This window comes from Caballeronia sp. Lep1P3, from assembly GCF_022879595.1.
Taxonomy (GTDB): Bacteria; Pseudomonadota; Gammaproteobacteria; order Burkholderiales; family Burkholderiaceae; genus Caballeronia.
In genome coordinates this window covers 257,373-270,104 of the sequence record NZ_CP084268.1, presented here as the reverse complement: position 1 = coordinate 270,104, position 12,732 = coordinate 257,373, and the positions used below count along the sequence as shown (strand labels likewise).

General features: G+C 66.2%; 15 protein-coding genes and 1 pseudogene. 9 read left to right on the top strand and 7 right to left on the bottom strand.

The window, feature by feature from the left end; translation table 11 throughout:
• Positions 1-20: 20 nt before the first annotated feature.
• Positions 21-404 (bottom strand): hypothetical protein, encoded by a 384-nt coding sequence (locus LDZ27_RS25535; RefSeq protein ID WP_244818069.1) that lies wholly within the window; start codon positions 402-404, stop codon positions 21-23.
• 243 nt (positions 405-647) lie between these two features.
• Between LDZ27_RS25535 and LDZ27_RS25530 the strand changes: the two are divergent.
• Together LDZ27_RS25530 and LDZ27_RS25525 are read left to right on the top strand one after the other, a co-directional pair.
• A pseudogene (locus LDZ27_RS25530) lies at positions 648-1,086 on the top strand (Hsp20/alpha crystallin family protein).
• 32 nt (positions 1,087-1,118) lie between these two features.
• Positions 1,119-1,526, top strand: a complete 408-nt coding sequence (locus tag LDZ27_RS25525) for an Hsp20/alpha crystallin family protein (protein WP_244818068.1) — start codon at positions 1,119-1,121, stop codon at positions 1,524-1,526.
• 48 nt (positions 1,527-1,574) lie between these two features.
• Here LDZ27_RS25525 and LDZ27_RS25520 read toward each other — a convergent pair whose 3' ends face one another.
• The 3 genes from LDZ27_RS25520 to LDZ27_RS25510 form a co-directional block, all read right to left on the bottom strand.
• The gene (locus LDZ27_RS25520; RefSeq protein WP_244818446.1) at positions 1,575-3,950 is read right to left on the bottom strand and encodes a PAS domain S-box protein; all 2,376 of its coding nucleotides are present in this window, start codon (positions 3,948-3,950) and stop codon (positions 1,575-1,577) included.
• Between the two features lie 321 nt (positions 3,951-4,271).
• Positions 4,272-4,511, bottom strand: coding sequence for a DUF3460 family protein (locus LDZ27_RS25515; protein ID WP_244818067.1), 240 nt, complete (start codon positions 4,509-4,511; stop codon positions 4,272-4,274).
• Between the two features lie 67 nt (positions 4,512-4,578).
• On the bottom strand, positions 4,579-5,142 hold the full coding sequence (locus LDZ27_RS25510) for a DUF3005 domain-containing protein (protein WP_244818066.1): 564 nt from the start codon (positions 5,140-5,142) through the stop codon (positions 4,579-4,581).
• Between the two features lie 275 nt (positions 5,143-5,417).
• Between LDZ27_RS25510 and LDZ27_RS25505 the strand changes: the two genes are divergently transcribed.
• The gene (locus LDZ27_RS25505) at positions 5,418-5,708 is read left to right on the top strand and encodes a DUF4148 domain-containing protein (protein WP_244818065.1); all 291 of its coding nucleotides are present in this window, start codon (positions 5,418-5,420) and stop codon (positions 5,706-5,708) included.
• Positions 5,709-5,720: 12 nt separating this feature from the next.
• Here LDZ27_RS25505 and LDZ27_RS25500 read toward each other — a convergent pair whose 3' ends face one another.
• Both LDZ27_RS25500 and LDZ27_RS25495 read right to left on the bottom strand, forming a co-directional pair.
• Entirely contained in the window at positions 5,721-6,185 is a 465-nt protein-coding gene (locus LDZ27_RS25500; RefSeq protein WP_244818064.1) for a DUF2269 domain-containing protein, read from the bottom strand.
• Positions 6,182-7,477, bottom strand: coding sequence for an SDR family oxidoreductase (locus tag LDZ27_RS25495; RefSeq protein ID WP_244818063.1), 1,296 nt, complete (start codon positions 7,475-7,477; stop codon positions 6,182-6,184). Before LDZ27_RS25495 ends, LDZ27_RS25500 begins: the two co-directional genes overlap by 4 nt.
• On the opposite strand from LDZ27_RS25495, the gene LDZ27_RS25490 reads away from it, so the two are divergent.
• Together LDZ27_RS25490 and LDZ27_RS25485 are read left to right on the top strand one after the other, a co-directional pair.
• Positions 7,476-7,964 (top strand): hypothetical protein, encoded by a 489-nt coding sequence (locus tag LDZ27_RS25490; protein WP_244818062.1) that lies wholly within the window; start codon positions 7,476-7,478, stop codon positions 7,962-7,964. The two genes, LDZ27_RS25495 and LDZ27_RS25490, sit on opposite strands and share 2 nt — an antisense overlap.
• A gap of 66 nt (positions 7,965-8,030) precedes the next feature.
• A complete protein-coding gene (locus LDZ27_RS25485; protein WP_244818061.1) occupies positions 8,031-8,333 on the top strand; it encodes a DUF4148 domain-containing protein in 303 nt (100 codons plus the stop codon).
• Between the two features lie 22 nt (positions 8,334-8,355).
• Here the strand turns inward: LDZ27_RS25485 and LDZ27_RS25480 are convergent, their stop codons facing one another.
• Entirely contained in the window at positions 8,356-9,570 is a 1,215-nt protein-coding gene (locus LDZ27_RS25480) for a DUF2252 domain-containing protein (RefSeq protein WP_244818060.1), read from the bottom strand.
• A gap of 139 nt (positions 9,571-9,709) precedes the next feature.
• Here LDZ27_RS25480 and LDZ27_RS25475 point away from each other — a divergent pair, with 139 nt between their 5' ends.
• The 4 genes from LDZ27_RS25475 to LDZ27_RS25460 all read left to right on the top strand — a co-directional run bounded on the left by LDZ27_RS25475 (position 9,710) and on the right by LDZ27_RS25460 (position 12,713).
• On the top strand, positions 9,710-10,831 hold the full coding sequence (locus tag LDZ27_RS25475; protein WP_244818059.1) for a patatin-like phospholipase family protein: 1,122 nt from the start codon (positions 9,710-9,712) through the stop codon (positions 10,829-10,831).
• A gap of 34 nt (positions 10,832-10,865) precedes the next feature.
• Positions 10,866-11,564 (top strand): DUF421 domain-containing protein, encoded by a 699-nt coding sequence (locus tag LDZ27_RS25470; RefSeq protein WP_244818058.1) that lies wholly within the window; start codon positions 10,866-10,868, stop codon positions 11,562-11,564.
• Positions 11,564-12,280 carry a DUF421 domain-containing protein gene (locus tag LDZ27_RS25465; protein WP_244818057.1) on the top strand — a complete coding sequence of 239 codons (717 nt, stop codon included), beginning with the start codon at positions 11,564-11,566 and terminating at the stop codon, positions 12,278-12,280. The genes LDZ27_RS25470 and LDZ27_RS25465 overlap by 1 nt, the downstream gene beginning before the upstream one ends.
• 115 nt (positions 12,281-12,395) lie before the next feature.
• Positions 12,396-12,713, top strand: a complete 318-nt coding sequence (locus LDZ27_RS25460; RefSeq protein ID WP_244818056.1) for a hypothetical protein — start codon at positions 12,396-12,398, stop codon at positions 12,711-12,713.
• Positions 12,714-12,732: the final 19 nt, after the last annotated feature.

Here is a 12,732-nt window from a genome sequence, read left to right as displayed (position 1 = left end):
GCCGGAAGGCACCGCGGGCGTCACTGTATCGGCGCGATGGTCCCGAGCTTTTCGGCGAGCATCCTTTCGTAGACGCCGAAGTGCAGGTCCACTTCCTCCTGCGTGACCGTCTGCACGAAGAGGTTCACCTGTTCCGCCGGCAGGCCGATGAGCGTCGCGATGGCCGCTTCGAGCTGCGGCGCGCAGACGCGGTCCTCGGTCATCGTCGTGCCGACGGTGATGTCGTACACCTTCTCCTGCCGGAACACGATCTCGACGATGCGTGCGCGCGCGCTCATGTTGTGGTCCACGGCGAGGCGCGCGAGTTCCGCGACCTGATGCAGGTTCCCGGTGGGAAAGCCCTTGGTCGAGCGCAGCTTGACCCGATGTCTTCCGATGGTTCTCCAGTCCGTATCGAATTCCATGACATTCTCCCAATGATTCGGTGGCCGGACGGTATGGGCGACGCCGCGTTTTTCAAGCGCGCGAGGATCGAAGCGGGGCCCTTGAAAAAATCGCGCGCTTTCATATATTGGCCGTGTAAAGGCAGTGGCCCGCAACGGGCGCTGCGTGTTTCAACTTACTTTGTCCGCGGCAATGGGGCAGCCTAAGCTGAAGCGCACGAGCTTCGCCCATGCTTCGCCTCTTGCCGCCAGAGGAGAGCAAAAATGAACGATGCTTTCACTGCGGCCGATCTCTTCGGGGATCTGGAGCGACTGCAACGCCAAATGTCCAGCCTCTTCGACGGCTTTCCGGGCAGCCTGCGCTCGGGCCGCCCCGGCATGTTCCCGCAAGTCAACATCGGTTCGACGGACGACACGGTCGAGATCGTCGCGTTCGCGCCGGGACTGGACGCAAGCAAGCTGGACGTTTCCATCGACAAAGGTCTGCTCACCATCGCCGGCGAGCGCACGGCGCGCGAAGGCGAGTTGCCCGAAGGCGCGCGAATACGCGCAGGAGCGTTTCAACGGCCCGTTCCGCCGCGTGATCGAACTGCCGCAGCAAGCCGATCCCGACAATGTGCAGGCGCGCTACGCCGACGGCTGCCTGCTGATTTCGGTCGGCAAGCGCGAGGCATCGAAGCCGCGCGCCATCACGGTTCAATGACTGGTAACGAGCGATGAAAACGAGGTGACATCATGAGCGACAACACCCGGATAGCAGAACGCGAACAAGGCGCGGTGTCGCGTCAGGCGTCCAGCCAGGAACGGCGGCGCATGACGCTTGCGCCGAGCGTCGATATCGTCGAGGACGCGCACGCGCTCACGCTGTGGGCGGACTTGCCGGGCGTCTCCAAGGACCGGCTCGACGTGAAGGTGCAGGACGGGCGCCTGACGATCGATGCGGAATCGGCCGTGCCGGTGCCGTCGAATCTGCGGCTTGCGCACGCGGAAGTCCGCGCGCCGTATTTCTCGCGGACGTTCTCGGTGAGCGAGGACTTCGATCTGTCGAAGATCGAAGCGAGCCTGAAGGACGGCGTGCTCAAGCTCACGCTGCCGCGCCGCGAGGAAGCGAAGCCGCGACGCATCGAAGTTGCAGCGGCGTGATGCGTCGAAGGAGCGCGGGCCGGCGTGCCCGGCCCGCGTGCAGACGGCTCAGCGCGAGCCGCCGTTATCGCGCAGCGCTTCTTCCAGTTGCTCGAGCGTGTAGGGCTTGCGCAGCGCCTGCCAGTGAAACCCTTGCACTTCGTCGGGCAGCACCGTATCGCCGGACGAGAAGATCACGCGCACGCCGGGCCAGCGTTCGATCATGCGGCGCGCGAGTTCGGTGCCCGGCATGTCCGGCAAGTTGATGTCGGTGAGCAGCACGTCGAAGCGGCTGTCTTTCATCGCGTCGAGCGCTTCGGCGGCATTCGCCGCGCTAACGGGGTGATGTCCGAGCATCACGAGCAGTTCGCTCAGCGCCTCGCGCGCGAAGCTGTCGTCTTCGACGACGAGCAGGCGCTTCTTTCCATCGCCGGCGGGAAGCGCATTGGCGGCGGCGGGCGCGGGCGCCCGCCGCTGTTCACTCGGCTGCCCGAGCATCTGACGAATCTTGAACGCAAGGTCTTCGCGGCTATACGGCTTGCTCAGCAACTCCACGCCAGGATCGAGCCGCCCGCCGTGAACGATGGCGTTCTGCGTATAACCCGACGTGAAAAGCACGCGCAAATGCGGCTGGAATTCCACCGCGCGCCGCGCCATTTCCGGACTCTTCAGCGTGCCCGGCATCACCACGTCCGTGAAGACGAGATCGACATGCACGCCGCTGCTCAGCACGACGAGCGCCTGATCCGCGTTGTCGGCCTTGAGCACGCGGTAGCCGAGATCCGAAAGCATTTCGATCACGGTGGCCTGCACCTTCTGGTCGTCCTCGACGACGAGCACCGTTTCCGTGCCGCCCGTCACCGGCGCGTTTCGCCACGCCACGGGTTCGAACGCTTCCACCGACGAGCGCGGTAAATACACGCGCACCGTCGTTCCATGCCCGACCTCGCTGTAGATGCGGATATGCCCGCCGCTTTGCTTGACGAAGCCATACGCCATGCTGAGGCCGAGCCCGGTGCCTTCGCCTTCGGGCTTCGTGCTGAAGAACGGGTCGAACGCGCGCTCGACGACTTCGGGCGGCATGCCGACGCCCGTATCGGTGACGCCGAGCATCACGTACTGTCCCGCCGGCACGTCCGACAGCGAGCGCACGTAGCGGTCGTCGAGCATCGCGTTGGCCAGTTCGAGCGTGAGCTTGCCGCCGTCGGGCATCGCGTCGCGCGCGTTGATCGCGAGATTGAGCAGCACGTTTTCGAGCTGATGCATGTCGACGAACGCGTTCCACAGCCCGCCCGACACCACCGTTTCCACCTCGATCGTCTCGCCGAGCGCGCGCCGCAGCAGATCGTCCATGCCGCGCACCATCGCCGCGAGATTCACCGATACGGGCCGCAGCGCCTGCCTTCGCCCGAACGCGAGCAGTTGCGACGCGAGCTTCGCTCCGCGCTCCACCGCGTCGATGGCATTGGAAAGACGGTCCATGCTCCAGTTGTCGCCCGCGCAACGGCTGCGCAGCAGTTCCAGATTGCCGCGCAGCACTTGCAGCACGTTGTTGAAGTCGTGCGCGACGCCGCCCGTGAGCTTGCCGATGGCTTCCATCTTCTGCGCCTGCAGAAGCGCGGCGCGCGTTTCCTCCAGAAGCTGATCCGCTTCGCGCTTTTCGGTGACATCGCGCGTGATCTTGGCAAAGCCGATCAGCGTGCCGGTTTCGTCGCGGATCGCATCGACGATCACATGCGCCCAGAAGCGCGTGCCGTCGCGTCGCAGGCGCCAGCCTTCGGATTCGAAGCGCCCTTCGCGCGCGGCGGTCTTGAGGGCGCGTTGCGGCAGCCCCGCTGCGGCATCTTCTGGCGAATAGAAGCGCGAGAAATGCGAGCCGATGATTTCATCGGCGGTATAGCCCTTGATGCGCCGCGCCCCGCTGTTCCAGTTCGTGACGAGGCCTTCGGGCGAAAGCATGAAGATGGAATAGTCGGTCACGCCCTCGACCAGCAGCCGGAAGCGCCGTTCGCTCTCGATCACGGCGTCGTGCGCCTTGCGCTTCTCGCTTTCGTCGCGAACGACCTTCACGAAGCCGATGAACGTACCGTCGGGGTCGTGCAGCGCGGTGGTGAGCACGCTCGCCCAGAACACCGAGCCGTCCTTGCGCCTTCGCCAGCCTTCGGTCTCGAAGCTCTTGTGCGCGCGCGCTTCGCGCAGTTCGGTTTCGAGGATAGTGCGTTCGCGCACGTCCTCGGGAAAGAAGACGGCGTAATGGCGTCCGATGATTTCCTCGGGCGCATAGCCGTACATGGCCGTGCCGCCGGGATTCCATGTCGAGACGAAGCCTTCGGGACTCAGGCAGAAGGCCGCGAGATTGGTGGTCGATTCCACCCAGATGCGCGCCCAGTCGCGGTGCTCGAACGCGTCTGCCGGGTTGTCGCTCGTGTTCTTGTGATTGCGCATGGCCTTCGTCATCGGTTCCTTGTCTCGCTGACCCTTACACGCGGCAATGGGGACGTATTGCTCAAGACGTATGAATTGGGGCGGAGTGGTCGATGGTTGATGATGTCCCCTGAGCCAGGCATTTTAGCGGCTTTGCGCGCCCGGCGTCGTTGGCGGCCGCGCATTCGGGACGAGGAGAGCGAGCGGTGAGCAGCGGTTGCCGTCGATGAAAGCTGCGCGTCGTCGACGCACGGCAAGACGCCGCGTTTTCCGCCGGATGTGCCTGGCGGAAAAACGCGGCGTCTCTCACGGCGCGAAGGCCGAACTTGAACGCTGAACGCGCTAGTCGATGTCGTTGTAATAAACGTAGGACGGCTGGCGCAGCTTGCCTTCCTGACCGGCCGAATCCGGTGAATCCGGCAGTCGCGGCAGCTTGTCCCATAGCAGCGCGCGCCCGAGAACCTGATTGCGGTCGATCTCCGGATGGTCCTCCTTCATGCGGTTCAGAAACTGCTCGAATTCGGAAACATAAAGACCGGCGCCGGCACTGCCCGCTTCACGATGACGTTTGAACAAGCCCATTTTCGTTCTCCTTCAACAAGCGTCTTCTCTGCGATTCATGCGCGCGCATACAGCACGCAATCAGCGCTCAAGCATCCCCGGTGCGCTCGAAGCGGATCACATGCGAGGTCTTCGAGCCGTTCATCTCCTGCTCATAGAGCGTCTCGCACATCACGACGCGATAGCCCTTTCTCGGCAGAATGGCGGGCATGTTGCCGGTCGGCCGGCTGTCGATGCCGCCCAGTCCGCGCGCCGGCGTGCGCACGTTGTTCACGAGCGTCGCGTTCGACGAGATGACGTTGTCGTGCCAGCCCGAGAGATCGCGGCTCGCTTCGATGGACTTCGCGTCGGCGTCCACGGTGTCGTCGGTCGATTCCATGCCGTCGCTGTCGACCGAGCGGGTGCGGCTGTTCGCTTCCTGCACGGGATCGGGCGAGCGCTTCGAGGCCGCCTCGTCGTCGATGGAAGGCAGCGCGCCGTTCTCGTCCGCGGGGCCGGGCTCGGCGGAGCCGGCGTGCTTCGCGCTGCCGAACTCTCTGGCCTGCGTCTGTGCGTCCGGCGAAGCGGTGCCGGTCGCGGGCGTCTTGGCGGGGCTCTTGGCCGCCATTTCCTTTTGCTGTCCCTGTGTCGGGTTGCCTTCTGCGTTTTGCATGCTGTCCTCGTTTCGCTGTTCGTTCGATGCATCGATGACCCGATGCGCCTTCTGTCCACGTCCGGCTGCAATGCGCGTGCCACGCCGCGCGCGAGCGCAGCGCGGCATAACGAATGCTCAAATCGGCAGCGTCGCAGCCATTCGTTTCGCGCATGAAGGGACCATGCGGCGCATCGGCTGCAAGGCTTGCCGGCGTCGGCGATGCCGTCGGCACACTAGCCGGCGAGCATCCGAACACGCTTTAACGATATTCAATGAAATGCGGAGCACGACTCATGAGCCGAGCGGCTTTCATCCGGATCGCCAGGACATGCGCGCTTGCACTGGCCTTCGCTCAATCTTCGGGCGCGCATGCCGCCTCGTCGGACAATGCGTCCGATCCGACGCGCGAGGCCGTGCGCAACGATCTCGCGCAATACCGGTGCGCGGGCTACAACCCCATCGCCGACGAGATCAACTACCCGAACGATGTCGACGCCGCTCGCGAGCGTCTTCAGCACGCCGGCTGCGAACCGCCGAACGCGGCGCCGGGCCGCCACAAGCCGGGCGACGGGCAGTCGAAGTAGCGCATCGAGGCGTTAGAGCGTCTTCGTCACCATGAGCCAGAAGATGCCGAGAAACGCGACGAACGCGAGCGCGCCGAGCATCGTCCACGCGCTCATGAGCCGCCAGTAGCGCCGCGACAGAATCCTGCCGGCGGCGGCGCACGCGCGGGCTTCCTCGGCGACGCGCAACTGGATCACGACGACCGGCAGCCAGCACGCGATGGCGAACACATAGAGGCCGATCGACGCCGCGAGCCACGGCGTTCGCACGGGAAAGCCCGCAATGTGCATCATCAGAAAGCCGGTGAGCGGCTGGACGACAGCGGTGGGCGTCGTGAAAAGCCAGTCGGCAAGCACGACGAGACGGCTCACGCGCGCGATGGTGCGGACATCGCGCCCGAGCGTCGCGGCGAGCAGATAGAACGCGGAGCCAATGCCCGTGCCGAACAGGATCGTCGACGAAAGCACATGCAGCCACTTGATGACGAGGTAAGTCACGCTGGCTTGCGCTTGTCGAGCGCGATGAGAACGACGAGCGCGGCGAGCATCGGCAGATTCTTCGACAGCGGCCCATACGGATGCAGCCAGAACTCCGGCAAGCGCCACGAAATGAGCAGCGTATAAAAGACGATGAGCGCGATCTGGCATTGCCACAGGCGCGTTCGTGCGCCCAGTCGCGCGGGCCATGCGAGCGACAGCGCGCCGAGCAGCAGGTCGCACGCGGCGGCGCCGTAGAGCAGCAGCACGCGCGTGGCCGGCGGCGCGCCGACGCGCGCGAGCAGATCGAGGCTCGCCGCGCGCGGATAGAGCCAGGCCGAGACGATGGCCGTCCAGATCCACACCGCCGCGATGGAGCCGATCAAAAGCGGGACGAGCCACGCGAGCTTCGCTTCCAGGCCGAAGCGCGGCATCGCCGGCATGTGCGACAACGCGATGGGCGGCCTGCCGAGCCATCGGCGCATGGCGTCGTCGGGCGCGGTGTTGCCGCGTTCGAGCATCGCGAGGGCGTCGGCGCTCACGAACGCGCCCGGCAGCTTTTCGCCGATGCGCGCGGCGAGCGCGACGAGCGGCATCGGAACCGGAAGAAAGACTGGCGGCGCGGCGCCTGCAAGACGCGCGAGCACGGCGAGATAGCTTCGCATCGTCATCGGTTCGGGGCCGACAGCCGCGACGGATTCGCTCGATGCGGCATCGTTTTCCATCGCCAGCGCGCCTTTCGTCACCAGTTCGATCACATCGTCGACATGAACCGGCTGCACGCGCTGCGCGCCGCGTCCCGGCAGCGGCACGAGCGGCAGCGTCGCCCATGCGGTGAAGAACTTCGTGCTGCTGCCGTCGGGCGAGAACACGAGCGAAGGCTGCACGATCAGCGATGACACCGGCAGCGCGCGCAACGCATCGTCGGCGGCGCGCTTGGTCAGGTGATATGCGCTATGCGCGTGCTCGTCCGCGCCGAGCGCCGATATCTGGACGATGCGGCGCACGCCGGCGCGCACGGCGGCCCGGAAGAGCAGGATGGGCGCATCGGCGTGCAGGCGCTGGAAGTCGTGCCCCGAGCGATCGCTGAAAATGCCGACCGCGTTCACCACGACATCGACGCCTTCGAGGAGCGGCATCAACGTTGCTTGATCGGTAATGCGCGCGAGATCGAGCGCGACGAAGCGGCAGCGCGGCGACGCGTGCGCTGGCGCATGCCGCGCGCAGCAGACGAGCGAATGTCCCTCGGCCGCGAGCGCCGCCGCGATGCGCGAACCGAGCAGTCCCGTGCAACCCGTGAGGAAAATGATCATGGCATTGGGCATCGATGCGAAGAAGGACATTCTGCTGCCCGGCATCGCGGCCGGCGCGCTCTCGACAGCGGCGCTCGGCATCTGCGCGCGCCTGCACGGCAAGCGCGCGGCGGCTCCGGTGAGCGCGGCGAGTCACTGGGTCTGGCCGCAAGAAGCGAACCAGACGGCGCATCCGAAGCCCCGGCATATCGCGACCGGACTCACGATCCATCTGCTCATGTCGATCGGCTGGGCCGCCGGCAACGCGCTTGCGGTGGCGGCCGTGCGCCGCTGGATGAGCCGGCGCCGGGAGACGCGTCCCGAACGTGCGCGGCGCGTTGCGCTCGCCGCCGCGACGACGCTCGCTGCGGCGGCGGGCGATTACATCGTCGTGCCCAAGCGCTTCACGCCCGGCTTCGAATATCACTTGCCGGTTGCGCATATCGCCGCCGTCTATGTCGCGTTCGGAGCGGGGCTCGTCGTGCCGTTTCTCTTCAAGCGCGCGTGACACTGACCGGCGCGGGGATTGCTCCGCATCGAGCGTCGTCTTTCCGTTCTACGCTGGAGCGGCTTCATGATTCGTTCTTCATCTCTTCTGGCGACGCTCGCATGCGCCGCAGCCGTATCGATGCCGATGCCGATGAGCGCGCTCGCGCAAACCGCGCAAACCGCGCAGCCGACGACGCGCGAGCGCGCGCAGTGCGAGCTTCGCGAACTGGAAAGCGTCGGCTACAAACCGTGGGAAAACGACTACTACTACCCGCGAAACCTGGAGATCGCACAGGCGCGGCTTGCCGCGAAAAAGCGCGCGCAAGGTCTGGAAGGCGTCGATACGTGCGCGGGCGGCGGCGCGCCCGCTGCGGGCAAGACGCCGTGAGCGCTTCCATCCGCGAGCGCCTTCATGCCGCCGAGAGCGCGTATCGCCGGCAATGCTCGAGATAGCCCACTTCGTGACTGCCGACCAGTTCGACGATGCTGCTCCACAGCCATAACGGGGCATCGATCGATTTGGTCTTCGCGCGCCGCAGTTCGGCAAGCCAGCTTCGGCGCGTCTCGTTGTCCATCTGCCGGGCGTGCGCCTCGCCGACCACGAACGCGAGATAACGCGCGACTTCCTGCGCCTGTTCCTGCCCGATGTGTTCGATCTCGAGCTTCAGGTCTTGCGGAAGCAACTCGCGCAGGATGACGGGCCGTCCCTGCAGCGTCGCGGCGCGCATGCGTTCGCCCAGATGCGGCGACAGATTGCGCGCGCCTTCCACGACGCGCTCCGCGTTGTCGCGCGGCATGTTCGCGCCGGGATAACGCGGCGCCGCCGCCTTCACGCCTTCCTTGATGTCGATGAGACACAGGTCGTCGCCTTCGACCACGCCACCGTCCACATCGAGCAGCACCGCGTAGCGCAGACGCCCGAGCGAGCTGCAGCCCTTCACCCAGTAAGCCGCGTCGAGCACGGTCACATGGCCGGTGTCGGGGCGGTCGCGCAGGATCGTTGCGAGCTTCGAGTAGGTCGCCTTTTCGAAAAGCGCGTCGATCTCCGCGCGCTCTTCCTTGCTGACGGGCCAGAAGCGGCTGCCGAACGGAATGGTCGGCTGCGTGTCTTCGAGGCGCTCGCGCGCGAGATGCTTCCACGAGCGGCGCACCGCTTCGCGCATCACCACGCGCACGACTTCGGGCTTGCCGCATTCGTCGGCGGCGGCGCGGTCCTTGTCGAAGGCGCGGACGTAGCCTTCGAAGAGCGCTTCGATCATGTTGATGGTCGTGACGCCCGGCAGCGCGGAGCCGCGCGCCGTCGTCGCGAGCGAGAGGCCGAGGCGGATCAGATCGTGCACCGGATTGCCGATGACCGTCTGATCGAGATCGCGCATCTGAATCTCGATGCGTTTGTTCGCATCCGCGACGGGGCCGAGGTTGCCCGTATGGCAATCGCCGCAAATCCAGATCGCCGGGCCTTGCGGCAGGCGTATTTCCGCCTGTTCCAGCCAGTCGTAAAACTTGGACGTGTTGCCGCGCACGTAGGCGTGCGTCGAGCGGGCCATCTTGGCGTTGCGTCTTGCCGTCAGAAGCGTCTGACGGCTTTCAAAATCGGGGACTTTGGGCTTCGGAGGCTTGCGCATGAATCTTTTATAGGTTGAGTGGGCGCGTGAAGCGCCAACGTCCCTCGCACGACGTGTGCCTGGACCGGCGTGGCACGTCTCTGGCTGGGCGAATGCCGACGCACGTTGAACGTTGGCGCGCTGAACGGCAGGAGCGGGAATGAGCACACAGCAAACGAATGCCGGCAAGACCGGGCGCATTGCGCTCGCGATGCAGGGCGGCGGCGCGATCGGCGCGTTCCAGGCGGGCGTGCTCGAAGTGCTGCACGAAGCCGGCGTCACGATCGACGCATGCTGCGCGTCGTCGATCGGCGCGATCAACGCGGCGATTTTCTTCGGCAATGCGCCGTCTCGCCGGATGGATCGCCTGAGAGACTTCTACGAACGCGTCTCGGTGCCGGGCGCGATGCTGCGCGACCAGCTCTTCACGTGGTACGGCGGCATGGCCTTGTCGAGCGACGACAGGCGGCGCATGCTCGCCGAAGCCGACCAGAACTACGCGATGAGCGCCGGATTGCCCGGCTTCTTCACGCGCCGTCTCGCGGTGCCGTGGACGAACGGCACCGGCGCGCCGGAACTCGCGAGCGTCATGGACATGCGGCCCTTGCTCGGCACGCTGGACAGTCTGTGCGACTTCGACGAACTCAACCGCAGCGCGACGCGCGTGAGCGTCGTCGCGACGAACGTGGCGACCGGCAAGCCGCGCTATTTCGACAATCGCGACGAAGCGCTGCAAGCGCCGATGATCGTTGCGTCCGGTTCGTTGCCGCCGTGGTTCGCGGCGGTGAAGATCGGCGATGCGTGGTACTGGGACGGCTCGCTCGTCTCGGCGGCGCCGGTGCATCGCATCGTCGAGACCGCGCCGGACGACGCGCCCACGACGATTCTGCGCGCGGACCTCTGGAGCCCGGACGGTCCCGTTCCCGACAACCTGACCGACGCCGAGATCCGGCAGAAGAATATCGAGCATGGCAGCCGCGCCGCCGCCTATCACGATTCGCTCGACGAGTCGCAGCGTCTGAAGGCGCTGCTCGCGCATGCGCTCGATTGCATCGATCCCTCGCGCCGCGAGTCCGACCCGCGGCTGATCGAAGCGGCGGCCCTCGCGAAGCCGAAGCCGATACGCATCGTTCCGGTGGATTACACGTTCTCGCAGCGCGCGTCGCATTACAAGGACGGACAGTTCAGCCGCGCGGCCATCGCAACGCACTGGGCGCACGGACGCGAAGCCGCGCAAGCGGCGCTCGCCGCGATGCGCGTGCCGGGCACGCCGGATGCATGATCCTCGCAACGCCAATGCCGCCTCGGGTGTCGCAGTGCAAGCCCCTCCTTTCAGTCTCGCCGATTGGCACCGCTTCCTGTTCGGAAACGCGAACTGGCACTTCCTCGTCGAAGTCCTGATCCGCACGAGCGCGACCTACGTGCTGCTCGTGATCGCGATGCGTCTGCTCGGGCGGCGCGTCGCCGCGCAGTACACGCTCTTCGAAATATCCATCGTGGTGACGCTCGCGGCGGCCATCGGCGTGCCGTTGCAGGCGGCCAATCGCGGCATGCTTCCGCCGTTCCTGATCGCGCTCGTCGCCGTGGCGATGCAGCGGCTCATCGCGCGCGCGGGCATCACGCATCGGCGCGTGGAGACGATGGTATCGACGGACGTAACGCTTCTCGCCCGCGAGGGCCGTCTGGAGCTTTCGGAACTCGCGCGCGCCGCGATGCCGCACGAGAAGGTCTTCGAAGCGATGCGGCTCGCCGGCTGGCAGCATCTCGGCCAGGTGAGCCGCCTCTACATGGAGCCGTCGGGCGCGTTCTCGTTCATTCCCGCGCGGCCCGCGAAGCCGGGCCTATCCGTGCTGCCGGCATTCGACGATGAATTGCGGGAGGAAGCGCGCGTGGACGGCTGCGCCGCCTGCACGCGATGCGGCGACACGGTTCAATCCGCGCGCGCCGGCGACTCGCACTGCGAGCATTGCGGATCGCGCGACTGGACCTATGCCGTGACCGAGGTGGAACGCTGATGCCATTCATCGAGCGGCTTCTGATCGGCGACGGGCCGTGGGCGTTTCTCGTCGAAGTCATTCCCCGCGCCGTGGTGATGTACCTGCTGCTGCTCGTCGCGATGCGGCTCATGGGCAAGCGCGTCGCGGCGCAGTTGAGCATCACGGAACTCGCGGTCATCCTGATGCTTGGCGCGGCCATCGGCGTGCCGATCCAGGTGTCGTCGCAAGGCGTGCTGCCGGCGGCGGTCGTGCTGCTGACGGTCGTCGCGCTGCAGCGTCTGAGTTCGCGCGCCGGCTTGCGCTGGCGCAAGTTCGAGGTGCTGGAGCAGGGCGACGTGACGATGCTCGTGAAAGACGGCCGCATCCTGCTCGACGCCCTCAAGGCGAGCCAGATCTCGCGCGAAATGCTCGCCTCCGAATTGCGCGCGGCGAACGTCGCGCATCTCGGGCAATTGCGCCGCGTCTATCTGGAGGCGTCGGGGTCCATCAGCATTATCTGGCGCAAGGACGCGTCGCCGGGTCTCACGGTGCGGCCCGACATGGAGCGCTCGCTTCTCGGTGCCATCGGCGCGGACGGCTATTTCTCGTGCTGGAGTTGCGGCGTGACGCGCGAATCGCGCGAGCGCCCGGCTCAGCCGTGCGAGGCATGCGGGTTCGAGCGCTGGGAATCGGCGGTGCGCGTGCCGGTGGAAAGGACGACCGCCACCGACACGGAGGACGCTCCGCAGACCTAGCGTCGTGCAATCGGCATGCATCGGCCGGTCACATTGCTTACACATGCCGTCGCTAATCTTTCGACCGCTGCCTGCAACTGCTGAGTGCCACCGCCCACGCTGCCGGAGACGACGCATGAAGACACCCGCAATACGCCGCGCCCATGCGGCGGGCATCGTCCTGTTCGCGTGCGCAATCGTTGGCGGATGCAGCGGCAAAGACCCTACGGCAGTCGACACGACGAGCGCGCAGCCCGGCGCCGCGCCCGCCACCACGGCAACGAGCGAACTGGAAAGCTGGGCGGTATCGGCAACAACATCGGCGACAACGTCGGTGGCAACGTCGGTGGCAACGTCGGCGACCGCGACCGATGCGGCGCGCGTATCCCGATCCGCCGCCGCGCAGACCTCGCCGGATGCGCTCGCCGCGCCGGTGATTCACACTGTCGACTGACGCGTTCCCGCTTCTTCAC

Excerpts from the sequence above, each read along its gene's own strand:
- LDZ27_RS25495 (WP_244818063.1), bottom strand. The coding sequence starts at position 7,477 with ATGATCATTTTCCTCACGGGTTGCACGGGACTGCTCGGTTCGCGCATC.
- LDZ27_RS25520 (WP_244818446.1), bottom strand. The coding sequence starts at position 3,950 with ATGCGCAATCACAAGAACACGAGCGACAACCCGGCAGACGCGTTCGAG.
- LDZ27_RS25475 (WP_244818059.1), top strand. The coding sequence starts at position 9,710 with ATGAGCACACAGCAAACGAATGCCGGCAAGACCGGGCGCATTGCGCTC.
- LDZ27_RS25465 (WP_244818057.1), top strand. The coding sequence starts at position 11,564 with ATGCCATTCATCGAGCGGCTTCTGATCGGCGACGGGCCGTGGGCGTTT.
- LDZ27_RS25485 (WP_244818061.1), top strand. The coding sequence starts at position 8,031 with ATGATTCGTTCTTCATCTCTTCTGGCGACGCTCGCATGCGCCGCAGCC.
- LDZ27_RS25460 (WP_244818056.1), top strand. The coding sequence starts at position 12,396 with ATGAAGACACCCGCAATACGCCGCGCCCATGCGGCGGGCATCGTCCTG.
- LDZ27_RS25525 (WP_244818068.1), top strand. The coding sequence starts at position 1,119 with ATGAGCGACAACACCCGGATAGCAGAACGCGAACAAGGCGCGGTGTCG.
- LDZ27_RS25535 (WP_244818069.1), bottom strand. The coding sequence starts at position 404 with ATGGAATTCGATACGGACTGGAGAACCATCGGAAGACATCGGGTCAAG.
- LDZ27_RS25490 (WP_244818062.1), top strand. The coding sequence starts at position 7,476 with ATGGCATTGGGCATCGATGCGAAGAAGGACATTCTGCTGCCCGGCATC.
- LDZ27_RS25515 (WP_244818067.1), bottom strand. The coding sequence starts at position 4,511 with ATGGGCTTGTTCAAACGTCATCGTGAAGCGGGCAGTGCCGGCGCCGGT.
- LDZ27_RS25510 (WP_244818066.1), bottom strand. The coding sequence starts at position 5,142 with ATGCAAAACGCAGAAGGCAACCCGACACAGGGACAGCAAAAGGAAATG.
- LDZ27_RS25505 (WP_244818065.1), top strand. The coding sequence starts at position 5,418 with ATGAGCCGAGCGGCTTTCATCCGGATCGCCAGGACATGCGCGCTTGCA.
- LDZ27_RS25480 (WP_244818060.1), bottom strand. The coding sequence starts at position 9,570 with ATGCGCAAGCCTCCGAAGCCCAAAGTCCCCGATTTTGAAAGCCGTCAG.